The following is a 24944-nucleotide window of genomic DNA, read 5'->3' as shown; positions in this document are numbered from 1 at the left end:
GTATTAATCAAACATAAAATGAAAATACCCTATCAAAATATTTACAAGGTTTTACGGACCAATCGTTTTATCGTCCTCTCCTCGGTAATTTGCTCGGCAGTGGTCTGTATCATTTCCGTACTAATGGTTATCAAACTCCATCGGGAATCCCAGAACAATGCTTTCGTGATTAATGGGGACGGTAGCGTTATTCCCCTGAAAGTGGTGAAGCAACGGGAAAACCTGAAGGTCGAAGCCCTGGCCCATCTGGAACTGTTCCATCGCTATTTTTATGGGCTTAATGCCAACAATTACAAAAGTAATATTGAAAAAAGCTTATGGCTGGGAAACAGTTCCGTATCCGACCTCTATCAGCAAAAACAGGCCGATGGGGTCTATAACCGGCTTTTGCAGTATTCCCTGGTACAAAAGGTCATAAGTATTGATTCGCAGGTTGACCTTCAAAATCAACCCTACCAATTTAGTACCACCACCATCTTTGAGATTAACCGTGGATCGGTAACTGACCGCTATGAATTGAAAACCGCTGGACAACTGTTGCAGGTCGACCGCAATTTTCCGCACAATCCGCACGGACTGCTTATCACCGACTTTTTTGAAAATAGCCTTCGAAAAATTAATCCTGAATAATACTTATTACTAAATCCATACTTATGAAACTTCAAAAGAACAAAATCGTAATGATACTGATTGTGGCCAGTGTCGTCCTGTTTATTGTTGCCTATTCCATCATCACTTTTGGCAAAGAAGAAGAAACCACTATCGATAACCATCAGGTACCGATTCCGAAATTAGGGGGCGACCAAGAACAATATGAAACAAAAATGGAAGCCCTGGAAAGCATCAAAGAGGAACGCGAGATCAATGCACCAAGCGTCTATGATGAAGCGTTACTGGATGCTACCGGAAATTATGATCCTGACTTAAGGGATAAAGAAAAAAGAAGGATGATCGATAGTATTTATTCACAAGGGAATATTGATTATGCCAGCAGCACCTACCGGCAAGACCAATCAGTTCCCCTACCCTCTGCTCCACCCCAAAAGGATACGTTGCCCAGGAAAATCGATAAAAAAGAACGGGAAGCAGCCGCCAAAGAAATGGGCTTGGAACATCAGCTCTTTTTTGCCTCGGAACCAAAGGAAAACTCAAATACCCTATCGCAAAACACAGACGGACAATTGTATGTCCAAGTTGATGGTACCCAGACCATCAAACAACATTACCGGCTTCGAATGCGGCTTTCGCGAGCTGCACTGATCGATGGAAAATTATTCACCAAAAATACGCTTCTCTATGGCTTTGTCAGTTTTAAGCCCAATCGCACCCTACTTACTATCGAGCATATTAAAAGCAGACCGGTTTCCTTTGAGGCCTATGATCTGGCCGATGGCAGTGAAGGTATTTATATCGAGAACAGTTTCCGGGAGGAGGTGCGTCGTCAGGTAGTAAGTGATGTTGTGGATGAAATCGAAGTGCCGGGAGTACCACAGGTTAGCGGTATAAAACAGCTTTTTAGAAGGAGTAACCGTCAGGTTAAAGTCACCGTACTAGACGGCTATCAATTACTATTAAACACACCAGGAACACAATCTTAAAATCAAATCTTATGAGAACATTTACCATTATATTATTACTGGCTGTAATAAGTCCAGTCAATGCCCAAAAAGCTTTAGATACTTTATATGCGAACGATAAAAAGAACGTAGCCTTGTTTTTTCCAAGTGCTATCCGACAGGGTATAACCGGAGCATCCCATTTCGTGTTTACCTATAACCGCGAAAAACGGCAATATTTTGGATTATTACAGGCTCAACCCGGAGAAGAAAGTAATCTTTTGGTGGTCACCGATGATGGAAAGGTCTTTTCCTATATGCTGAAATATACCAAAGAACTTTCCAAACTGAATTATTTTATTTCCACAGACGAAAGTATTGGAACGGAGATCCCGACCAAAGTAATTCCTAAGCCCTCAAAAGAAAAAAAGGATAGTCTGGAAAAGCGACAGGAATATTTTCAGCGGTTTTCAGAGTATCTGATGAAATCAGAAAAAAAACATTCCAAGACCAAACGTAAGAGAGGTATCAAGCTTCAGTTACAACGAATAGCCTACAATGCATCAGAAACCTATTTAGTAATGGAACTTACCAATACTTCGGGAATTACTTTTGAAATAGATTTTCTGAAGGTATACCGCTTTAGTGGCAACAAAAAAAGAAAATCTTCCTTTCAAAAACTGGAAATGAAACCGATCTATACCTACAAAATGCCTTCGAAGATCTATAACAGCCAATCGGTACGCTTGATATATGTGCTGCCCAAATTTGTATTAGGTAGTAAGGAGAAATTGCAATTGGAATTACGAGAGTTAAATGGAAGTAGAAAGGTATTACTGAAAAAATAATGCGTCACCAATCCATTTTAATTAAACCTTAGAAAAATTTATACTTAAGAGATGCTAAGAATTAGATAATAATATAAACTCTTTATTTCCTATAGAAATCAAACAATCGGTTACAATCCTCTAAATAATATTTCGAAAAACATCAAACAATTTGGATTTAAATCTAATATTTTTAGGTAACTAAGAGGTAGGCCCATTCTATATTTTTGATTACCACGTTTGATATTTTCGAAATGAATTCTATGCAATAAGCTTCCTTTTTAAGGATCCAGATGTTTACAACACAGTTAAAATATTCAAATTAAAGATTTTAATAGTTTAATATTTTCATTTTTTTGAGTGGTAAAATGTTTTCTCGCAAACGCTGTATAAAAATTATGTCTTTCCAAAAAATCGATATTCAGAAAAATCCATTCCCTATCCGAGAATTTTTGATTATTAAAAGCAGCCCACTCCTTACGAAGCTTCAAATTTTTAATTAAAAAATTCTTCTTACCTAAATGTGTTAAATCTGCATCGCAAATAACTTTTTGTGTAATGGTTTTAGGATTTTGTGGCATTTGAGTCGCTTCAATAATTTGGGTAATATGAATTATTCGATGGATAGAAAATCCTTGTTTAGAAAGAAAGTTCTGAGCAAATTTACAACTCACTCTTTCGTGATTGCTAAATTCTCTACTATTTCCTAGATCGTGGAAATATGAAGCAATAATCAATTCTTCAATAGTTTCGTTAGGAAGATGCTCACCTTTAGCGATAGTTTTTGAATTCTCAACAACTTCTTTAGTATGCTTCCAGTTATGAAAAGGTAAATATTGACACCTACTGGCTTCCATCATTTCTTTGCAATAAATCTTAGTTTTTTCTATTAATCCTAAATTTTCCATAATTGCATTATAGCATATGCTTAACCATTGATTTCCCTTAACATATTTCTTTTTTTCATCACTTTAATTGTAAGATAGATGATAGAGCTAGCGAGTGCTGCATAAAACCAAAAATTCAATTGAAAATTTAAAGCTTTAGCTTCTACCTGTGAACCAGACCAGTCAAATAACCAAAACAGTAGAAAGATGGCAGAAAAACCATTCTTCTCTTTTTTTAAGACTTTTATAATACAGAAACGATATTTGGGACGTATGTATTTTTTAAGATTTGGCAGGAATGCAGGAGTATGAGAAGCCCATTTTAAGTAGTCATCACCGAATTTATTTATTAAAAAGCTTTCTTCAGCAAACATAATCCTTTCATAATACAACCAATACACGAAAATGAAAGCTACGGTAAACCAACTATTTTCAGTGAGCATTGCCACTCCTAACCACATCAAAAAATTACCTAAGTATAGAGGATGTCGAACCAAAGAATACATCCCGGTAGTATTTAATTCATTAGCAAGCTGTCCTTCAGTTGTATTCCTTCCAGAGGTGTTTTTAGGAGTATAACCTACTGTAAAAATTCTTATGAAAAGACCTAAAAGGCTAAACGACAGACATACTAGTTCATAGTAATCTGTTTCTATTTTTTGATCGTGAAAAGGCTCAATATATTCTCCATACAAAAAAACAATTAGCCCTATACCTAAAAATAAAATCGGAAAATAACTTCGATTTCTAAAAAGAAAATCGCCTTGAGTTTTAAATTCTTTTTGTAGTGCCATAAATTAAAATTTATACCTGAAGCCTATTAGGTGATTCCCGTCAAAATTGTCATATGTAAGTTCCATATGTTCTTGGCTATATTCTGTAGTAAAAATCAAATTAGCCCCTAAGCCTATTGCTGCACCCGCAATAACATCTAATATATCGTGCTTTTTAGAGTCTATCCGACTGGCAGCGGTAAAACCTGCCAACGCATAGGCTGGAATACTATACTTAAATCCATAGCGGCGATGAATATACCCAGCACTATGAAAAACCGTAGAAGTATGACCCGAAGGAAATGAGTTATCGTTACTCCTATCTGGACGTTGTTTATTAATACCAAGCTTCAGACCATAGGTTACAGCTTCGGTCAACACTAATCCTTTAGTAAACTCCCAGGCTCCTTCATTATCTCCAATAATAAAGCTAGTACCTAAAGTTACAGCAGGTAGTGCTATTAATACAACATCCCCTATTTTCTGAACTGTACCTACTTGCGGTGTTGTTTCACTAGTATCTTGCGCAAACGTATATTGTGAAAACAAAAGCAGGCATACAATAATAACTGCTACAATTGATGATTTTGATTTTATAGGTCGCAAATAATTGTACATTCAGTGTTATTAAAAATTAATTCTCATCCCATCGGCTCCGAGCCATAGTGACAAAGGTGATGTACTATTCTTTTTGAATGTTTAAGGAAATCTAAAGGGAATCTAAAGACACCTATTTTAGTTATAGTATAGTGTCCATTTTTCAAAATGTTTTTGATGATCAAAACTATCCTTAACGGCTTTAAATTTTTTATCTAAATCACGTTTATTTCTAACTAGAAGATAAGTTGATTGCTTTTTAGAAGTTTCCAACAGCTTATATAGCTCCGTTTTCTCATTTAAATCCCAAAGTCGTTCTTGATAAGCATTATTTTCTTCAAATTGAGTTTCCCTTTGGGTGGTGTTGCTTGAATATTTAAGGGTAATATGTTTATCATCTGTATAAAAAGGTATAGAACTAAGTAAATAATCATAGACGATAATAGTTTTGTCCTTTTCTTTAGAAACGTGGTCTATGAATTTCACCATATCCCTGGTGGAATTTATTATAGGAGTGTGATTTGTCATAAAAGAGGTCGAAATACTAATAATAACGCACCCAAAAACCGCAGCTAATACGGCCGGTTTATAATCCTTGGTAGTATCAATAGCGTAATAAATTACCCCAAAAACAATAAGAGAAATAAATGCAATTATTAGAGTTTTTACAGATATATATTCCATTTCCGATATATACACCCTACTAAAAAACAAACCTATTACTAGAGCTAAGATTAATCCGGCGTAGGTAATGTTGACTATATTTTTAGAAGCCTTGGAAATCTTGGGCAACATTGCTGCAATACTTATCGCTATCATCCAAAACATTGGTAAGATATACAGTATCAATTTGGTACTAAATGCAGAAAATAAAAAAACTAAAATGGTACTTGCATATATTAGTACTTTGGTTTCCTTCTGCTTTGGAAAAAGAGATTTTAAATTTTTTAAATGAGGAAGTAGTGACAAACACCAAGGTAATAGTAGACCAAGCAAAATTGGCAAGTAATACCAGAATGGTTTCGACCTTTCACTATACGCATTTCCTGTGATTCTTCCCAGAATTTGTTTGTGAATAAAATAATCCCAAATTTTAGGATGCTCTACAATTATTGCTATATACCAACTTACACTTACCGAAAAACATAATAAAAAACCAATAATATGATGAAGAGTCATCTTTATGCTGCCTTTGTAGAGCAATTTTCTGATGATAATGTAGGTCAGAATAAACAATAAGGCTACAGGTCCCTTGGTCAATAATGCAATACCTATAAGTGTATAAAACAGATAAAGAAATCCTATTTTGGTTTTATCTTCATACACCTGCCAACAATATACAGAACCTATAACTAACGTAGTCAGAAACGCATCAGTAGTTAGGTTTCGACTTGAAATTAAAACTATTGGAAATGAAAAATAAATCAATCCGGCCATAAAGGCAATACGCTTATCCTTATAGAGTAAATTTGCTAGACGATAAACTAATACTAACTGAATAACTATAGCTATCTGGAGAAAAAAACGAGCACCAAACTCATTAACCCCAAAAATACGATAGCCCAACGTAGTAATGTAATAGGTTATAGGCGGTTTATGAAAATGGAATATACCGAGGAGTTTAGGATTTAAATAGTCTCCGCTTAAAAACATCTCACGACTTATTTCTGCATATCGTGCTTCACTGGTTTCAGCAAGGCCGTAATTTCCTAAGCCAACTATTAGAACAATCCAAACTATACATAGAAATAATAAATAATAGCGATCTATGATATTTTTTGACTTCACATTTTTATTTTATAAAAACAAATGTGAGAAGGAATTCTAATGAAATTTTTAATTGATTCTTAAGAAATTCTAAAGAAGCTTTTTTTCCTTTTTCAATAGCATAATATTTCTGGTGTAAAGAAAAATTCCCAAAAGGTGACCTGCCATTAATACCGGATCTTGACGAATCAATGCATATAGAAAGATAAGCATCGACCCCATCCAACTGAGTACCCAAAACCCTAAAGGTAAGACAGATTCTTTTCTTTTTTCACTATAAAACCACTGATATACAAAACGTAATGTAAATATAATCTGGGCGGTAATCCCAAGTACTAATAACCACAAGGGAATATTTTCATTATTAAATAACAAAAAGCGATCATAAATTTTGTTATTATAACCGATGTAAAGAATAATGAAAGGAAATACATATAAGAACCAACGTAAAATTTTAGGGAATTTAAACCACTGCTTTTGGAAATGCATATTACGTATGTAAATAAAATAGGTCAAAATTTGACCTAACATTATCGCAAAATCATTTCTTAAATAGCCATAAACAAATAATAGAAACGAGGCAATTAAACTTAATTGCCAAAAAAGTATTGGGGTTATTACGCGTTGATTCTTTTCAGATAGTGCCCATTGCAATATAGAACGTCCCGAAAATAAGATTTGAGCCGTAAATCCAATACCGTAGATCATCCAAACATTCACCCTTTATCCTCAGTTTTATATGAAATATAGTTAGATTTCATCCATAGATAAGCAAAGCAATCTATTAGAGGTCCGAACAATCGATTTCTTAAACCAAATTTTGCTTTTCCTGCAATACGTGGAAAATGTTGCACAGGTACTTGTTTGACTTTTCCATTAAGTAAAAGAACCATTGCAGGGAGAAAACGATGCAGTCCCTTAAACATTGGAATGCTTTTAGCATAATCCGCTTTAATGATTTTAAGCGGGCAGCCAGTATCATCCATACCATCTTGTGTAAAACTACGACGTATACTATTAGCGACTAAAGAGGAAACTTTTTTAAGGAAAGCATCTTTTCTGTCAGAACGCACGCCTGTTACTAAATCATATGTATCAATGTAATCCAGCAATAAATTAAAGTCCATCGGACTTGTTTGTAGGTCGGAATCAATATAGCCGATTAATGTGCTTCCCACAGCATCAAACCCAGCTTTCAAAGCGGTGCTTAGACCATAATTTCGATCTAAACTAATATAGTGAAATGCGGGATTTCTTGAACATATCTTCTTAATGATACTTAAGCTTAAATCTTGGGAACCATCATCTACAAACAATACGGCTGTAGGTACTTTTGCACAGTTAAGATATTCCTGAAGTTCCTTTTCAACCCGTCCTAGATTTTCTTGTTCATTATACACGGGAACTACAATGCTAAGTGTATTATTCATTATTCAACTTAAAAAATAGACTTTAATAATTTGCAATAATAGACAAGGATTCTAAAGCAATTTTTAAGATTAGCCTGTTTTAAAAATATAGTCTCAAAGCCTTTTAAATCGAGGTTTTTATATGTTTTTTTGGAAATAAAATTAAATAAATGAAAATATTAATAACTGGTATTGCCGGTTTTATTGGTTCACATCTTGCAGATAGATTACATCTATTAGGACACGAAATTTTAGGTATCGATAATTTTTCTGCTTACTATAATATTGGCTTCAAAAAAGAAAATGCTCAACACTTAAAAAGTTTTGGTATCCAAATTATAGAAGATGATTTACGCTCTGAGGATTTTAAAAGTAAACTGCCTTTAAACCTGGACTATATCTTTCATTGTGCTGCTCAACCAGGTATTGCAAAAACTTCTACTTTTGAAGACTATCTATCAAACAATATCGTCGCTACGAATAATCTTATAAGTTTTGCGGAGCAATGCCCGAACCTAAAGTTTTTTATTAATATTGGTACGTCTTCAATTTATGGAGCTGAAGTAAGCTGTAGTGAAAATGAAGTGACTAAGCCAATCTCCAACTATGGAATAACCAAATTAGCCGCAGAACAATTGGTTTTACTACAATCACGACGAGGATATTTTCAAGCCTGCTCGTTCCGCTTATATTCTGTATATGGTTCAAGAGAACGACCGGATAAAATGTTCAGCCAATTAATTGATTGTGCTATCAACAAAAAAGCCTTTCCATTATTTAAAGGAAGCCTTGAACATCAAAGAAGTTTTACTCATATTAAGGATATTATTGATGGTATCATTTCCGTCATTGGAAACGAAGAAAAATGTGATGGCCAGATTATTAACCTTGGAACTACTCAGGAATATTCAACGAAACAAGCAATAAAAATTGTTGAAGACTTATTATCAACCAAGATCCATATACAAGAGGAACCACCAAGACTTGGTGATCAGATAAGAACAAAAGCAGTTATTGACAAAGCTCAATATTTATTGAATTATCATCCATCAATAGGACTTAGGGAAGGGGTTTTAGAACAAATTAATTGGATGAAAAATAAAAACAACGAAAAAAAAATGTCCAAATAGTTTATTTGGACATTTCATTTCAATTTTCATAAAGATTAATCCCTCTCATCATCATCTTCTGATTCTTTATGGATGATCTTCCCATTAGAATCTATAGTTATCGCCATTTCACTCTTGCCTTTTTCTATTTCAAATTCGTAATTGATTCCGTGAACGGTCACAGAAACTTCAGACTCCTCGATTTTGTACCCAGAAAAACTAGCCTTAACTGAAGATATAATATGTTCCGGTATTTCATTCTCATCAACTTCATATTCAGTTTCCTGCCAGGTACCATCATCCAAAAAATTTGCTGAATATTCCTTCTTTTTGAGTTTAAATTCGGCTTCCCATTCATTTACTTCCTCCTTTTGCCAATTCACACGTTTCACCGTAGGAAATTTTTTCGAAAATGCATCTTTAACTACCGTTGGTACCTTATCTTTTTGAGTAAATGCAATACTGATTATACTTGTAAAGATCAATGCTATTCCTACAATTGCTTTTTTCATAATGATATCGTTTTTAAGTTATACTATAAATGTATAGTAGGATTCTAAAGGTAGCTTTAAGGAATTCTAAGTATATTTATTTAAAAGCTTCTATGGTTTTTAATTTCATTATTTGTGAAAATATCCCTAGGTATAATTTTTTAAAAAATGAAAGACATAAATTAAATTTTCCAAATCATTCGATTATTTATAGTACTAAAATTTATAATTCAATTTTATCCTCACAATCTGTGTTTCATAATAGTTTTGATATAAGGCAGTAAAATCTTGTCCAATTACTTTTTGCCGTATCCCAAAACGGTTGAATAAATCTGTTGCGGATAAACTAAGCTCTCCTCTTTTACCCCATAATGATTTTTTAATTCCTAAATCAATTGAAGATCTTGAAAGTTCAGTTCCTTGGGGTATATTTTTATCAGAATACCAAAGACCGGTAACTTGTGCTTCCATTTTCCAAGGCAAAATGAAAGTATTGGTAATCTTAAAATCACCGGCAATATCGGAAGACTCCTCAATAAAAAATGGACGTTTAAATGGAAAGAGCAGTGTACCTTGAAATGCATCTATTTGATTTCTATAGATATTGAAACTTGAAGTCAACTTCCAATAATTGGTAATATCCTGACTGAACAAAACCTCAACACCAGTATTGGTACTTTGACCTGTGTTTTGATAAATTCTATTGACAATATTATAATCCGGATTGCTATCGTCAATACTGTAAATACGTTGGTAGGCACCATTGATCTCTCGATGATATATCGCCGAAAATAATGAACCAGCACCCCAAGAATATCTATGAGCAACTTCAAAACTATGGGTAAACTGTGGGCGAAGATAAGGATTCCCCACTTTCAGTAGTTCAGGGTCATCATATTTAGGGAAAATTCTTAACTCTGGTTCGCCAGGCCTATCCACACGACGATTATAAAAAGTCGAAATTTTATTTTTATCATTTAATTTATAGGTGAATCGAATACTTGGATACAATTCAAAATAATCATAATTATCATTTGAATTATAATAAACATTTACCGGATCAAGTTTATAGGAAACTTCAGTTTCTTCCAATCGTAAACCTGCTTCAAGGTCATAAAATTCTTTTTCAAGTAGGTAATTTCCATAAGCTGCATATAAGTTCTCACTCCATTTTGAAAAATCACCTAGATTTGGATATATAATCGATTGTTCTCCGCGCATAATCGTATAATCTACCGGTAATCGCCTAAATCTCCCTTTTACTCCTAATTCTATTCGCCCATTACTCAATGCTTGGGTATAATCTGTTGCTATACTGGTTGTATGTTCAATAGCCTTAATATTTGTCATATCCCGCCCCACTCTAACTATAGAACTGTCATTTAAGAAATAACTTTCATCTTCCAGCCCACGAGTATATTGCAGATTCGCCGATAAAGAATGACCTGCCCTGGAAAAATTATGTTTATAGACAACAGCAGTATTAATAGCGCTGGTCACTTCCTCTTCTTGCCAAGTGTACGACCTATTACGAAAATTGTCATTTAAATTAATAAAAGCCACTTGTGAGGTATCGATATGTTTCTCACGGTCTATCATCCCGGAAAAGGTAATGTGGTCGTTATCACTCATCTCATAATCTACTCCACCAGTAATAATACTTCTAAACTGTCTACGGTTTTCAGGGACTTGTGAAAGGATGGTACGACCATCATCATAAAATCGAGTTGTAAATTCGTTATTAGGCAACGCCTCTTGAATAATAAACTCTGTTTGAAGAAAATAATTAAGTTTTTCGGTTCTATAGTTGAAATTGAGACTTGGGATTAGTTTTGGATTTACGGAATAACTTCCAAAATCGGTAGGAGTGTCTTTCCTACGTTTAGAAAATGCCCCCAAACCAAATGATAATCCGGCATCACCATTAAAGCCTATCTCCTTTTCTTTTTTGTAAATGATATTTACAATCCCCGCAAATCCATTTGCATCATATTTAGCTGATGGATTGTTGATAATTTCAATGCGTTCGATGTTTGCCGCTGGAATGTTGGCTAAACCTTTTTGGTTACCAAAACCTGTAAGACTGGATTGCTTTCCATCAATAAGTACTACCACTTTGTCACTCCCACGGAGTACTACTTTTCCATCTTGGTCAAAAGCTACACCAGGCATCGTTTTCATCGCATCGAGTACAGAGCCGCCCGACTGAGCAATAGTATTATTTAGGCTAAAAGATTTTTTATCAAGTCCAGAATTTACCGTAGCTCGCTCTGCGGTAATCATCACTTCCTGTAGGGATTCTGTTGTTTCTGACAATTGAATCTTTCCTAAATCAAAAATAGGATTTAGTCCACCGGCGATTATTTGCTTGGAATAGGTTTGAAAGCCCATAAATGATACTTCAACCTCATAATTTCCTATGGGTAATTCAGAAATAGTAAAAAATCCGGCTTCATCTGTAATGGTTCCCGTAATAGTTTTATGACTTTCTGAATCATTTACAGTAATCGATACAAATGCTAAGGGTTGCTGTGCTTCTCTGTTTACAACTTGTCCGGTAATAGTTATTTTCTCCTGAGCATCTGCAAATGAGCTGATAAAGACAAGAAATAAAAAATGTATAAGCTTGTTTTTAGATAGGTTCATTATTAAGTTTTTATAAAACTAATGAAGCTTTCTAAAGAAACTTTAAAGTAATTTCGTAGTGATTTTAATCTTTATAATCGGAAAAGTCTATCTGGAAGATATGTCTACCCCTGGTTTTTTTTGAATGATGTACGGTTTCAAAAGAATAGGTAGGTACAAAATGATAATAGTCGCAAATTTTCTTTACTATTGAAAGCCCTAACCCTGTTGATTCTTTTTGTCTGCTTTCTTTATAAAATCGCTCAAAAACCTGGTCTGGTCGAGACAACATTTCCTCTCCAGCATTGATTACCTGAAGCTTTCTATCAAAGATTTTTATATCTATACTTTGGTTATTGAAATTATGCTTTACTGCATTTGATAATAAATTATTGCAAAGTACCGTAGCCAATGAAAGATCCATTTTTACATTTATCGTAGCATTTTCTTCAATCAGGAAATCAATAGAGAAAAGTTCTTTGAAGTTTAAGACAGTATCATTAATCAGCTTATTGATGGATATCACTTCATTGGTCGTAAACTGATCATTTTCAATCTTAGCTAAGAGAATAAGTTTTTTATTAAGTTGTTTTAAACGTGAAATATCAGACTGTAAAGAAGAAAATTGTTGGAATTGTGTTTCATTAATTTCTCCATCATTGATAACAGTATCTATCTTAGCCTGCATAATAGCTAATGGAGTCTGCATTTCGTGAGAAACGTCTTCAGTAAATTGCTTTAAATTTTTATAATCTGTTTGAATTTTAGAGGTTAAAATCTTCAATTCTTTATGAAGTTCGTGAAATTCCAAGACTTCAGAATCTACCAATTGAAGTGGTTTGTCAGATCGAACGGAAAAATTTTTAAGTTTTGTGAGATTGGTAAAGAAAGGTTTCCAAAGTTTTTCATTACGAGATTTATTTAAATAGAAAAGGAAAATAAATGCTAGAAATATGATAGTGAAAAATGTAAATACAATAGCATATAAAATATCTTCTGATTCAATAATCATTGCACGAACAATAATTTTGTAATTCGTACCATTAATTATTTTAGTCCCTGATAGTTGACGAAAAAGTTCAATTTCATTCTGGGATGGATCGTAAATTAAGGTATCTTGAAGTTGTTCTGCTTCTTGATGTTGGACTTTCTTTACCTGTAATATAGATTCAAAATCAATAAATTCTCCCTCTTTAGCAAGAATACGTTCAATTCGAGCCTTATTGGAATAAAGCTCCTCCTCTATTTCTTTTTCCAACAATATTTTTGTGTAGAAATAGAGTGCTGCCCCAGAAATCATCATTATGATCGTACTAGAGATTAGAAAAGTTTTCGACGCTTTTCTTAAAAGTGGGATTTTATTTTCTACTGGTGAATTAATCTGCTATAAATTTATAACCGCTACCATAAGCAGTTTGGATATACTTGGCACCTTCCTTTGTTAATTTCTTTCGTAAATTATTGATATGAACATAAATGAAATCAAAATTATCAAGTAAGTCACTATCATCACCCCATAGATGTTCTGCTATAATAGCCTTAGAGAGAACGCGCCCCTGATTAGTAATAAAAAATAATAAGAGATCATATTCTTTGCGCGTGAGCGAAATAGGCTTATCGTTGACATAAGCACTACGAGCTAGTGTATCTAAACGAATCTCTTGAAAAGTGATTGAATCATCTCCCCCAAATTGCCCTCGACGCAATACCGCCTTAATCCGAGAATTGAGTTCCGCCAAATGAAAAGGTTTTGTAATATAATCATCCGCCCCTAAATCCAGTCCTTCCAGTTTATTATCTAATGAATTATTTGCTGATATAATAATTACCCCGCATTTTCGCTTCTGCTTTTTTAATCTTTTAAGTAAATCAAGGCCACTTCCAGTAACTAAATTAATATCAAGTACCACTAAATCATACTCATAGAGCTCCAACTTTTCAGAAGCTTCCAAATAATCGGAAGCAGTTTCACAAATATTGGCATCACTGTTTAAATATTTAGCAATGGAAAATTGTAGATCTTTTTCGTCCTCTGCAATTAGATACTTCATATTTTAAAATTATAAATAAAAATAAAGTAAAATTCTAAAGAGATTTTAAAGTGTTTAAAAAATTAATAACTTCATCAAGTGCATCATCCGCATCTCGGTGAATAAAATTAGCTTAATAATTCAAAGTATTCCAAATATTTGTCATTTTATGCTTTCATCCTGAATTTTTTATATACAAAAATTATCTATTTTAATGATTTTAAATTTTTCATCTTAGTGTTGAATTTGCTTTGATCTAAATTTTAAATCAATTTACTGCAATGATTTTTTCTAATCATTGCAATATAATTCTCAACATTAGATTTAAAACACAAAAGCTTTTGCTATAAATCTTTAATTTAAATAAGAAATATTAATTACAAAATTCTTCGTGATAAGGGTATCACCTGCAAATTCAATAATCCTTCGTCGAGACGGTTACCATTAATTATTTTTTTGGTTTTTCATAATACAATCCCTAAATTGTATCGCCTGATATTAGAATGTGTTTGATTTTATAAACTTTTTTAATTTGAAACCCTTGGTTTGCTCAATGCTTTTGAATATTCCCTTTCAGCACAAAAAAATAGAGCAGAAAGGCAGCAATAACTAAGAGAACAAGGGCAATAATGCCTTTTGTTTTATCTTTTTTTGAGATTTTGTTCTTAGCTGGTTTTTGAACTTTTTTCTTCCTTCTATTTCTTCTACTTTGAGACATCCTGCTATACTATTTCCAATTCATTTTCTGTAAACGTATCGCATTTAGAATGGCCAAAAAGGCCACACCGACATCTGCAAATACGGCCTCCCACATAGTCGCCATTCCGAAAGCACCTAAGACCATAACGGCAATTTTAACACCAAATGCCAAAACGATATTCTGCCAGACGATTTTTCTTGTGGATCGGCCAATCTTAATGGCCCGGGCAATTTTAGAAGGCTGGTCAGTCTGGATAATCACATCTGCGGTCTCAATGGCCACATCACTTCCTAAGCCCCCCATCGCCATACCTACATCGCTGGTCGCCAGTACAGGGGCATCGTTGATACCATCGCCGATAAAAGCCACCGTAGTGCCGGTTTCTTTTTGAAGCCGTTCCACTTCGTTGAGCTTATCTTCGGGCAACAATCCACCCATAGCAGTATCCACGCCCATTTCCCTACCAACCTCTTTGGTAATGGAATCCTTGTCCCCAGAAAGCATTATGATTCTTGATATCCCTGCTTTACGGATTTGTTCGATTGCTTCGTGGGCATCTTCCTTCAATTCATCTGCAATGGTTACGTAGCCTGCAAATTGACCATCTATGGCAACTATTACAATAGATTCTACAATGCTTTCAGTTTCTTTGGGAACACTGATATTGTTTGATGTCATTAGTACCTCATTACCCACTAAAACAGTTTTACCGTTTACGGTGCCTTTCAAGCCTTTTCCGGCAACCTCGGATACTTCGGAAGCTTCAAAATCCGCACCTTCGACCTTATATTCCAATATCGCCTGGGCAATGGGATGGGTGGACTGTTCTTCCATCGCCATCAGATATTTCATAAATTCCGCTTCCGGGAAAGCATCATTATTGACAACATCCTTGATTTTAAACACGCCCTTAGTAACCGTTCCGGTCTTATCCATTACCACCGTGTTTACTTTAGTCATCGCATCAAGGAAAGATGCTCCCTTGAACAATATTCCATTTCGGGATGCGGCACCAAGGCCACCGAAATAGCCCAATGGAATTGAAACGACCAGGGCGCAGGGACAAGAAATAACAAGGAAAATCAAGGCACGGTACAACCAATCTTCAAAGATGTAATTACCGACAAATAGATAGGGTAAAAATGTCAGTCCAATTGCAAGGAATACCACGATGGGGGTGTACACCCTCGCAAACTTTCTGATGAACAGTTCCGTTTTTGATTTACGGGCAGTAGCGTTCTGTACCAGATCAAGGATACGGGCAATGGAACTGTCCTTGAATTCCTTGGTGGTCTCGATTTCAATAACGCCATCGAGGTTGATGCTTCCGGCAAAAACCTTATCTCCTTTTGTAATGGTATCGGGTTTGCTTTCGCCGGTTATGGCAGCAGTATTGAGCGAAGCTTCTTCGGACAACAATTTACCATCCAAAGGGATTTTCTCGCCCACACGTACCTGAATTTTTTCGCCGACCTTGACCGTTTCGGGGTTGACGGAACCAAAATCGTTTTTTCGATATACCAAAGCTTCATTGGGACGCACATCCAAAAGAGCCTTTATATTACCCTTCGCTTTTTTAACCGCAGCACTTTGGAAAAGTTCGCCGACAGCGTAAAAAAGCATCACGGCCACGCCCTCGGGATATTCGCCTATGGCAAATGCCCCTAATGTGGCGATGGACATTAATAGGAATTCGGTAAAATAATCGCCGTTTTTTATACTTTTCCAGCCTTCAATAATAACGGGAAACCCAACAGGAATATAGGCTAAAACGTACCAAATTATTCGAACCCAACCCTTGAAAAATGGGAAGGCATCGAAAAAATCAACGGCAATACCTGCAATCAGCATTACAAAGCTGAAAATAGCGGGGAGGTAAGTTCTAAATTTTGATACCTTTTCCGTACTACTGTGGTTATGGCCATCATCGTGGCTGTGTTCGCCAGAATGTTTCCGAGTATCGATATCCCTAAGATTTTGTTTTTTCTTCATCTTGATTTTATTATTCCAGACCTTGATAGGGTTTATATTCTTTGTCCCCAAATTCTTTTTCGATTTGCAGGGTGGTATGTGTTATTTCATATTTTTCGTGCAATTGTTCCCGGATATCATAGATAAACTGATCCTCGTGCCCATCGGGAACGACCAGATGGGTAGAAAGTGCCGTTTCCCTGGTACTCATAGCCCAGATATGCAGATCGTGTACTTCTTCGACCCCTTCTATATCCATTAAGAACTTTTCCACTTCATCAATGTCGATGTTTTTGGGAACTGCATCGATGGCTATTTTTATGGAATCCCTAAGAAGTCCCCAGGCACTGTATAAAATAACCAGAACAATGACCAAACTAAGCGCAGGGTCTATCCACGTTAAGCCCGTGTATTTAATGGCCAGACCGCCAAGCAGCACTCCTAAGGTTACCCCGGCATCGGCAGCCATATGTAAAAATGCCCCGCGTATGTTCAGATCGCCTTTTGAACCTTTCCAAAATAGGAAAGCGGTACCGGTGTTTACTACTAGGCCAATGGCCGCAACAATCATTACGAGATTGCCTGAAATCTCTGCCGGATCCTGAAATTTTTGGATGGCGTCCCACGCAATCAATCCGGCCGCGGCAATAATGATGACGCCATTGATCATCGAGGCTAGAATGGTCGTTTTTCGTAAGCCATAAGTATATCGTTTTGAAGGCCTTTTTGTGGCTATTTTAATGGCCGCCCACGCCAGTATAAGGCTGAAAACATCGCTCGCGTTGTGGCCCGCATCCGCCAAGAGCGCGGAAGAATTTGCCACAAATCCGTAGTAGAGTTCGACTGCTACATAAATAGTGTTTAAGGCTATGCCTATCCCAAAGGCTTTTCCGTAGTTCTGTGAACCGTGTGAATGATGGTGTGCCATAATTAAATAAATCGAGTTATATGATTATAGTATTCAATATATTCTACTCCATATCTTTCTTTTAGCCAATCTTCTTCTGGAAAAGGCATAAGTCGGAAACCTATACAAGCCAAAATTGAAGGAACAAAAAGCATTGAGGAATTAATAAATAGTGCAGATCCCATAAGAATGAGAATATCACCGATATATTGGGGATTTCGACTATACCTGTAAGGACCTATGGTTATAAATTTATTTTCTATTCCTAATGTATTACGTGCTCCCATTAAAGCAATGGCCCAACAGGTTATGCTAGTTCCTAAAATAAAAAGTGGCAATCCCAAATAATAGCGTACTTTATTATTCAATATCCAAGAGTTAAAATCTTCAATTGCAATTAAGAATAGACCTATAAAAATTGTTATTATTACTAACCACGTGATCCAAAATTAAAAGTTTTCCAGGATTTAGGAGGCCAGATCTTTTTTTTTGGAAAACCTATTGACCAGCTTAAAAGAACTAATACTCCCATCTCACAAAAGAGTGTTGTTTTTGAAATAATTTCTAAGTCCATAATGATATTTTTTAAATTTTTCATTTACTTTTTAGCCTCATCTTATTTTTAATTTTTCCTTAGATTTAAGTTTTTATTTTTTTTTTGTTATTAAAAAAATCAGCTTTGGCAATGTGACTAAATTTATTCTCCACTACATTTTTCACATATACCTTTAACGACCAAGTTGACATTTTCGGCCATATACCCTTCCGGCAAGTTGATATGTGGTATCTTATGATCGGTCAAGCAAACCGTCTCATCACAGTTGGTACAATGGAAATGAATATGCAGATCCTGATCTACCTCACAATTGCATCCGGTTTCACAAAGAGCATATTTGGGTATGCCGGTACCATCATCTATTTGATGAACAATTCCATTGGTCTCGAACGTTTTTATGGTTCGGGATAGCGTAGCTCTATCCGATTTCACAAAGGCTTGCTCTATTTCGGTCAAGGCAATGGCCCTTTCTTTTTTGGCCATAAACTTATAAATCAGGATGCGCATCGCCGTAGGCCGCACATTATGCTTGATCAAAAGCGTTTCGATTTCACTCATATTTCAGTATTTTACTTCCAGGCTTGCTTTATAGATTTTCCGGTCTTGATCTGGAAAGCATCTTCTACATTGGAAATGTAGATGATTCCATCATCGGGGGTAGGTGTTTTTCCATTTTCAATAATAATATCAATGGTATTTTTCGCTTCTTCGTTTTGACACACCAGTTCCAGTTTGATCACCGGACTATCTGTAACGTAAAAATTGAGAGACGGGGAGGTCCCTTTTGCCTTAAAAGCCCCTGTACCCTCACCTTGTGAGACCGTCATACTTTTAAATCCGGCATCGCTCAGTGCCTCAATGGTTTTCTGTACCCTATTGGGTTTTATAAATGCTGTTATCTCTTTCATTTTTTCTAAATTTATTTTCTTTTAAGAAAACAGGGTTTGCTAAAATATTAACTAACTAATTAATAAACAGTATTTTACAAGTCAGGCTCATAAAATTTTAGTGTCCGTGTTCTGTTTCTCCTTTTTTCATTTCTGAGATCAGGTAATAGGCCTTGTTCCACACTACCATTTGCCCTTTTCCCAGTGGCTGTAGCAACTTTATTTCTATCCAGCCGTCATCTGCCTGACCAGTTACGACTTTTAAGGGGCTCAACGCCCATTCTTCTTCGTCATTTTCGGTTACATTTTTAGCTGTAAAAATATAAGGCTCGCCATCCTCGGTAATCACAGCCTCTTCGGGGAGCGCGGTTACCTTGTTTTTAGAAGTGGCTATTTTTGCCGTAAGGTACATCCCTGGAAAGAGGTTGCCCTCTCTGTTCTCGATCTCTGCGTGTACGTGTACCGCTTTGGGGTTCTGTTCAAATGTTTTTCCTACCGAATAGATTTTTGCGCTCAGATCGGATTCCGGAAGGGATTCTATATTGAATTCCACCGTTTGTCCTTCCTTTACTTTGCTCACATCCTTTTCATAAACCATTAGGTCGGCGTGTATATGTTCGGTATTTACGATCTCGAACATCTCAGTCTGTTGCTGCACAAACTGCCCGACTTTGATATTCACTTTTTCTACATAGCCGTTGATGGGACTAACTACGGGGACTTGATTATAGACCTTTCCGTTTCGCAACTGATCCAGATTTAAACGAAGTAATTGAAGTTGTGATTCCAGCCCGTTGACCATCCCCTTCATACTATTGTAATCCGATTCGGTTTCCTGGAATTTCCTGCCGGAAGCCACTTCTGCTTCATATAGGCGTTTTTGACGATTATATTCCTTTTCCAAAAAGTTCATCCTGTTGTAGGCGCTCGTGTAATCGGTCTGTAACTTGACCAGATCCGGGTGGCTCAAATATCCCACCACACTTCCTCTGCTTACCTTATCTCCCTCAATGACCTTTATGCTGGTTACATTTGCGCCAATGATCGCGGTAATTGCCGCCTCGTTTTGAGGCGGTACTTCCAACTGACCGTTGGCTTCCACCAGTCCGGTTAAGCTTTTGGTGGGCAGACTATCTACTTTCAATTCCATCGCCTCAAACTTTTGTTGCGATAGGTGCAGTTTTTTGCTCTCTAGGCCCGCGTTTCCTTCTTGGTGCTCGCCACCATTTTCGGCAGAAGCTGTTTCATTATGCTCTTCGTGCCCGCTTTCAGCAGTTTTTTCCTCTTTACAGGAACTTAAACTGAATATGACCAAGGCTGCGTAAAAAGTCGGTTTTATATAGAAATTCATAGCTTTAATATTTATTGTTTTGCGGAATTGAGGAAAAATTCCAGTTCGTATTTTGATCTCAGATAATTGTTAAGTGCATCCCAGGACTTGCTTTGGATGCCTATGGCGTCGCGTACTGTTTGCAGGAAAGTGGTATAATCGATACCGCCTTCTTTATAGGCGAAAACTGCCCCGTCCCGTTGCTCTTTGGCAAGCGGAAGGGCTTCCTGTTCATAGTATTGCCACGATTCAAGCCATTTTAGATAATCCTGTTGCAGGTCCTGGTATTCTGAATTGACCTGAAGCTGTTTTTTCTCGAAATTCTGCTCCGCGATCTGGGTCTGTATCTTCGCCGATTGCGCCTGCCCCAATTCAGGACCGAAAAAGAGCGGAATGGAAATCCCAACTTGAAAGTTGAAAAATCCGTTCTGTCCTGCAATTTTTTGTCGGCCGTATTGTGCGTTGAACTTTGGGAAAAACGCTTTGGTGCTGAGATTACGCTCCGCATCGGCAACCTCGATCTGCCGCTCATAGTATTGCAGCATTGGATGGCTCGTAATCGAATCTTTGCGCTGCAATATAGGCGTGTCCATTTCATCTACACCTGCATCCGCAACGGTGTAAGGCGTATCGCTTACTAACCAAAGGTTCAGTTTTTGCAGATTGCCCAAGTAATCCCGATAGACTTGCATTTTCTGAAGGCTTACCTGCCGGGCCTGATTCGTGGCCGCCAAATATCCCAGCTTCGACGAGGCCTCTGTCTCATAACGCAACCGTGCCGCCCGTTCAAAATCGCTAAAAATGGAATCGAGTTCCACATACAATTGATACTTGCGTTTAGAGGTGTAGGCATCGCCCCAGGCCTTGCTCACTTCCCGTTCCACTTGAAGAGAGGTAAGATCGAGTGCCGTTTCGCTTAACGCAATTTTCTCATTTTGTACCCTATTTTTGGCTCCGATGCTGAAAATATCTATATTTTGCTGCCGCACCCCAATGGTGGTGTAAATACCTTCATTGCCATTGGGACTATCTGGCAACTCTTCGCCACCGGTAAAAACTTGGGTCGTTCCAAAATCCCAAGCGGTTTTTTTCAGAGCCTTCTGATTTTCGATTTCCAGTTGTGCCACTTTCAATTTGGGATAGTTGGCTTGCGCTTTTTTTACTGCATCCTTTAAAGAAATTGGGGTAAACTCTTGTTCGACTTTCAGGATGTTCTGGCGGGACGCATTTTGCTGGGGACTATCCTGGGTTTGCGCACTTGCATTTGCCGGGATGGCTATTGACCCAAGACCCAATAAAACGGTAATCAATGCAGGGTTTATGGCAACTTTGCCCGATTTCCCGTTGTTGTTTTTCCCGGTTTTCTCCACAAAACTGTACAAAATGGGAACAACGATCAGCGTAAGCAAGGTTGCGGTTATCAATCCACCAATAACCACCGTGGCCAAAGGTCGCTGTACCGAAGCACCCGCTCCGTGGGAAAGTGCCATCGGAAAAAAGCCCATTATCGCGGCCAAAGCCGTCAATAAAATGGGACGGATCCGTTCCTGTGTCCCTATTAAAATACGTTCCTGTATATCCATAACCCCTTCTTCTTTTAATGAATTCAACCTACTGATAAGTACCAGTCCGTTTAATACCGCAACGCCGAAAAGGACAATAAATCCAACTCCTGCCGAGATACTAAAGGGCATCCCACGGACAGCCAAGGCGAAAATGCCACCTATCGCCGCTAAGGGTACAGCCATATAAATCATTATAGATTGGGAGAAAGAGCCCAAAGCGAAGTACAGTAACATAAATATGAGGGCCAGCGCAATGGGAACTACAATTGTTAAACGATCTTTAGCGCGTTGCAGGTTTTCAAAAGCACCTCCATATTCAATGTGGTAGCCTGGTGGCAAGTCTAATTGTGCGTCCATTTTGGTCTGGATATCATTTACCATTGATTCCACATCGCGACCCCGCACGTTTACCCCTACATAAATTCTACGTGAAGTATTGTCTCGGGAAATTTGCATCGGTCCCGGCTGATAACTGATATCAGCCACTTCCTTAATGGGAATCTGGTTTCCACTGGGTAAATCGATCAACAGGTTTTTTAGGTTTTCAATATCCTGACGGTGTTTTTCATCCAATCGCACCACCATATCAAAGCGTTTTTCGCCCTCAAAAATTACTCCTGCAGTACCTCCCGCAAAAGCGGTACTTACATACCGATTGAGTTTTTGAATGTTCAGGCCATATTGAGCGACCTTTCTTCGGTTAAAGCGAACAGTCATTTGTGGTAATCCCGAGGTGGCCTCTAAATTAACATCACCCGCACCAGGAACGGTTTTGATGATAGCGGCCATTTTTGCGGCCTTTTCGGAAAGCACATCCAGATCTTCACCATACAGTTTGATGGCCACGTCTTCTCGAACGCCGGTAAGCAGTTCGTTAAATCGCAGTTCTACGGGCTGACTAAAAACGAAGTTGACACCAGGTACGACCGATAATTTTTCTTTAATTTTTTCAATTAATTCCTCCTTTGTATCTGCGGAAGTCCAATTATCCTTGTTCTTGTCCAGGATAATATAGGCGTCGGCAATATCCATCGGCATCGGGTCGGTCGGGATATCGGCTACACCAATTCGCGCAACCATTGTTTCCACTTCTGGAAAATTATCAAGGACGATATTCTCTATTTTTTTGGAGGTTTCAATGGATTCGCTTAGGGAACTTCCCGGCCTTAACAACGCTTGCATCGCAATATCGCCTTCATCAATACTAGGGATAAATTCTCCTCCCATTTTACTGAAAGTAAATCCGGCACCCACAAGTAATAATACCGCTATCACCAATACGATAATACGATGGTTCAAAGATTTTAAGATCACCGGCTGATAGCCATTATTGATTCGGTTCATCATTCCGTTGCTGAAACCAGAAATTTTGTTCTCCACTTTGTGAAACCAGTTCTTTTTCTTAAAAGCCGGTTTCATCGTAAGCGACGTAATCATCGGCACGTAGGTTAGACAGAGAATAATGGCACCTAAAACCGCAAATCCAAAGGTAAAAGCCATCGGACGGAACATTTTTCCTTCAATCCCTGTCAAGAATAAAATAGGGGTAAATACGATCAGGATGATGATCTGTCCAAAGAAGGCCGAATTCATTACCGTACTACTCGCATCATAGACTACTTCGTCCATTTGTGGCTGGTCAAATTTCTGTCTACCGGCCTTGATTCGCTTTTCAATCTCGTGAACCGTTCCTTCTACAATGATAACGGCCCCGTCAACAATAATCCCAAAGTCAATTGCTCCCAAGGACATCAGGTTTGCCCAAACACCAAAAGCTTTCATCAAAATAAAGGCAAATAGCAAGGAAAGTGGAATTAATGAAGCAGTGACCAAACCTCCACGAAAACTACCGAGTAGCAGTACTAGTACAAAAATCACAATGAGTGCCCCTTCAATCAGGTTTTTCTCGATAGTGGCCGTAGTCCTTCCTATAAGCTCACTTCGATCTAAAAAAGGAACGATCTTAAGTCCTTCCGGTAGCGATTTCTGCACTTCTTGTATTCGGTCTCTTACCGTATTGACTACCGAATTAGGGTTGTCGCCCCGTAGCATCAGCACCATACCTCCCACAGCTTCGTGACCATCTTGGGTAAAGGCTCCGTAGCGCACCTGATTTCCAAAATGCACATTTTCGGCCACGTCTTTTACCAAAATGGGCAGGCCATTTTCGTTTCTGATTACAATCTGCCTAATATCGTCCAACGAACGAGCCAGGCCTTCACCACGGATAAAATTGGCCATCTTGTTTTTTTCAATATAGGCACCACCTGTATTTACATTGTTTTCTTGTAGGGCATCGAAGACTTCCGTCATTGTCACATCCATTGCGTTCAGCTTGGCGGGATCGATAGCGATCTCATATTGCTTGATCTTTCCTCCAAAGGCATTGACTTCTACAACACCTTCGGTTAGGGCCAATTGGCGTTTTACGATCCAGTCCTGTATGGTTCGCAGTTCGGTAGGGGAATATTTGTCCTCGTAGCCTTCTTCAGCTTTCAAGGTGTATTGATAGATTTCCCCCAATCCGGTAGTAATAGGTCCCATTCCTGGACTGCCGAACTGTTCGGGGATCTCGGACTTGACCTCGTTGAGTTTTTCCGCAACCAATTGACGGGGCAGGTACGTGCCCATATCTTCTTTGAAAACAATGGTCACCACCGAAAGCCCAAAACGAGAAACGGATCGAATTTCGCTAACGCCCGGCAGATTGGCCATCGCCAATTCTACGGGATAGGTTACAAATTGCTCGATGTCTTCAGTGGCCAGGTTGGGCGACTGGGTGATAACCTGTACCTGATTATTGGTAATATCGGGCTGTGCACCCAAATTAATGGTGGACATTGAATACAGACCTACTCCTATTAGGGTAAGTACCAATAGTCCAACGATAAGCTTGTTCCGAATGGAAAAAGCGATGATTTTATTAATCATAAAAGTTGAAGATTTAATTCAGTTTT

23 protein-coding genes are annotated in these 24944 nt (G+C 37.5%); 4 read left to right on the top strand and 19 right to left on the bottom strand.

Annotated features, from left to right (window positions below; translation table 11 throughout):
• The first annotated feature begins 18 nt into the window (after positions 1-18).
• The 3 genes from FVB9532_RS10675 to FVB9532_RS10665 are packed head-to-tail and all read left to right on the top strand — an operon-like array spanning position 19 to position 2404.
• Positions 19-630, top strand: a complete 612-nt coding sequence (locus FVB9532_RS10675) for a conjugal transfer protein TraK (RefSeq protein WP_150545171.1) — start codon at positions 19-21, stop codon at positions 628-630.
• Between the two features lie 23 nt (positions 631-653).
• Positions 654-1598 (top strand): conjugative transposon protein TraM, encoded by a 945-nt coding sequence (traM, locus tag FVB9532_RS10670; RefSeq protein WP_150545170.1) that lies wholly within the window; start codon positions 654-656, stop codon positions 1596-1598.
• A gap of 11 nt (positions 1599-1609) precedes the next feature.
• On the top strand, positions 1610-2404 hold the full coding sequence (locus FVB9532_RS10665; protein WP_150545169.1) for a DUF4138 domain-containing protein: 795 nt from the start codon (positions 1610-1612) through the stop codon (positions 2402-2404).
• A gap of 296 nt (positions 2405-2700) precedes the next feature.
• Here the strand turns inward: FVB9532_RS10665 and FVB9532_RS10660 are convergent, their stop codons facing one another.
• The 6 genes from FVB9532_RS10660 to FVB9532_RS10635 all read right to left on the bottom strand — a co-directional run bounded on the left by FVB9532_RS10660 (position 2701) and on the right by FVB9532_RS10635 (position 7837).
• On the bottom strand, positions 2701-3291 hold the full coding sequence (locus tag FVB9532_RS10660) for an HD domain-containing protein (protein ID WP_150545168.1): 591 nt from the start codon (positions 3289-3291) through the stop codon (positions 2701-2703).
• A gap of 20 nt (positions 3292-3311) precedes the next feature.
• On the bottom strand, positions 3312-4064 hold the full coding sequence (locus FVB9532_RS10655) for a methyltransferase family protein (protein WP_150545167.1): 753 nt from the start codon (positions 4062-4064) through the stop codon (positions 3312-3314).
• A gap of 3 nt (positions 4065-4067) precedes the next feature.
• On the bottom strand, positions 4068-4661 hold the full coding sequence (locus tag FVB9532_RS10650; protein WP_150545166.1) for a phosphatase PAP2 family protein: 594 nt from the start codon (positions 4659-4661) through the stop codon (positions 4068-4070).
• A 117-nt stretch (positions 4662-4778) separates the two neighbouring features.
• Positions 4779-6428: an ArnT family glycosyltransferase gene (locus FVB9532_RS10645; protein WP_150545165.1), complete on the bottom strand. Its 1650-nt coding sequence runs from the start codon at positions 6426-6428 to the stop codon at positions 4779-4781.
• A 69-nt stretch (positions 6429-6497) separates the two neighbouring features.
• A complete protein-coding gene (locus FVB9532_RS10640) occupies positions 6498-7127 on the bottom strand; it encodes a lipid-A-disaccharide synthase N-terminal domain-containing protein (RefSeq protein ID WP_150545164.1) in 630 nt (209 codons plus the stop codon).
• The gene (locus tag FVB9532_RS10635; protein ID WP_150545163.1) at positions 7124-7837 is read right to left on the bottom strand and encodes a glycosyltransferase; all 714 of its coding nucleotides are present in this window, start codon (positions 7835-7837) and stop codon (positions 7124-7126) included. The genes FVB9532_RS10640 and FVB9532_RS10635 overlap by 4 nt, the downstream gene beginning before the upstream one ends.
• Before the next feature lie 149 nt (positions 7838-7986).
• Here FVB9532_RS10635 and FVB9532_RS10630 point away from each other — a divergent pair, with 149 nt between their 5' ends.
• Positions 7987-8946 (top strand): NAD-dependent epimerase/dehydratase family protein, encoded by a 960-nt coding sequence (locus FVB9532_RS10630; RefSeq protein ID WP_150545162.1) that lies wholly within the window; start codon positions 7987-7989, stop codon positions 8944-8946.
• 35 nt (positions 8947-8981) lie between these two features.
• Here the strand turns inward: FVB9532_RS10630 and FVB9532_RS10625 are convergent, their stop codons facing one another.
• The 13 genes from FVB9532_RS10625 to FVB9532_RS10575 all read right to left on the bottom strand — a co-directional run bounded on the left by FVB9532_RS10625 (position 8982) and on the right by FVB9532_RS10575 (position 24918).
• On the bottom strand, positions 8982-9437 hold the full coding sequence (locus tag FVB9532_RS10625; protein WP_150545161.1) for a PepSY-like domain-containing protein: 456 nt from the start codon (positions 9435-9437) through the stop codon (positions 8982-8984).
• A gap of 195 nt (positions 9438-9632) precedes the next feature.
• Entirely contained in the window at positions 9633-12062 is a 2430-nt protein-coding gene (locus FVB9532_RS10620; protein WP_150545160.1) for a TonB-dependent receptor, read from the bottom strand.
• A gap of 64 nt (positions 12063-12126) precedes the next feature.
• Positions 12127-13344 (bottom strand): sensor histidine kinase, encoded by a 1218-nt coding sequence (locus FVB9532_RS10615; protein WP_150545159.1) that lies wholly within the window; start codon positions 13342-13344, stop codon positions 12127-12129.
• 73 nt (positions 13345-13417) lie between these two features.
• Positions 13418-14092 (bottom strand): response regulator transcription factor, encoded by a 675-nt coding sequence (locus FVB9532_RS10610; RefSeq protein ID WP_084843090.1) that lies wholly within the window; start codon positions 14090-14092, stop codon positions 13418-13420.
• 529 nt (positions 14093-14621) lie between these two features.
• Entirely contained in the window at positions 14622-14789 is a 168-nt protein-coding gene (locus tag FVB9532_RS19485) for a hypothetical protein (protein WP_194716530.1), read from the bottom strand.
• A gap of 9 nt (positions 14790-14798) precedes the next feature.
• Complete coding sequence (locus tag FVB9532_RS10605) at positions 14799-16763, bottom strand: heavy metal translocating P-type ATPase (protein ID WP_150545158.1); 1965 nt, start codon at positions 16761-16763, stop codon at positions 14799-14801.
• 10 nt (positions 16764-16773) lie between these two features.
• A complete protein-coding gene (locus FVB9532_RS10600) occupies positions 16774-17670 on the bottom strand; it encodes a cation diffusion facilitator family transporter (RefSeq protein ID WP_150545157.1) in 897 nt (298 codons plus the stop codon).
• A gap of 2 nt (positions 17671-17672) precedes the next feature.
• Positions 17673-18017 carry a methyltransferase family protein gene (locus FVB9532_RS10595; RefSeq protein ID WP_194716529.1) on the bottom strand — a complete coding sequence of 115 codons (345 nt, stop codon included), beginning with the start codon at positions 18015-18017 and terminating at the stop codon, positions 17673-17675.
• 62 nt (positions 18018-18079) lie between these two features.
• Entirely contained in the window at positions 18080-18247 is a 168-nt protein-coding gene (locus tag FVB9532_RS19480; protein ID WP_194716528.1) for a hypothetical protein, read from the bottom strand.
• A 99-nt stretch (positions 18248-18346) separates the two neighbouring features.
• Positions 18347-18763, bottom strand: a complete 417-nt coding sequence (locus tag FVB9532_RS10590) for a Fur family transcriptional regulator (protein ID WP_150545155.1) — start codon at positions 18761-18763, stop codon at positions 18347-18349.
• Between the two features lie 11 nt (positions 18764-18774).
• Positions 18775-19113, bottom strand: coding sequence for a P-II family nitrogen regulator (locus FVB9532_RS10585; protein WP_150545154.1), 339 nt, complete (start codon positions 19111-19113; stop codon positions 18775-18777).
• A 97-nt stretch (positions 19114-19210) separates the two neighbouring features.
• Positions 19211-20443: an efflux RND transporter periplasmic adaptor subunit gene (locus tag FVB9532_RS10580; protein ID WP_150545153.1), complete on the bottom strand. Its 1233-nt coding sequence runs from the start codon at positions 20441-20443 to the stop codon at positions 19211-19213.
• A gap of 11 nt (positions 20444-20454) precedes the next feature.
• On the bottom strand, positions 20455-24918 hold the full coding sequence (locus FVB9532_RS10575) for a CusA/CzcA family heavy metal efflux RND transporter (RefSeq protein ID WP_150545152.1): 4464 nt from the start codon (positions 24916-24918) through the stop codon (positions 20455-20457).
• Between the last annotated feature and the right edge of the window lie 26 nt (positions 24919-24944).

This window comes from Mesonia oceanica (assembly GCF_902499555.1).
Taxonomy (GTDB): Bacteria; Bacteroidota; Bacteroidia; order Flavobacteriales; family Flavobacteriaceae; genus Mesonia; species Mesonia oceanica.
This window is presented reverse-complemented; position numbering and strand designations above follow the sequence as displayed.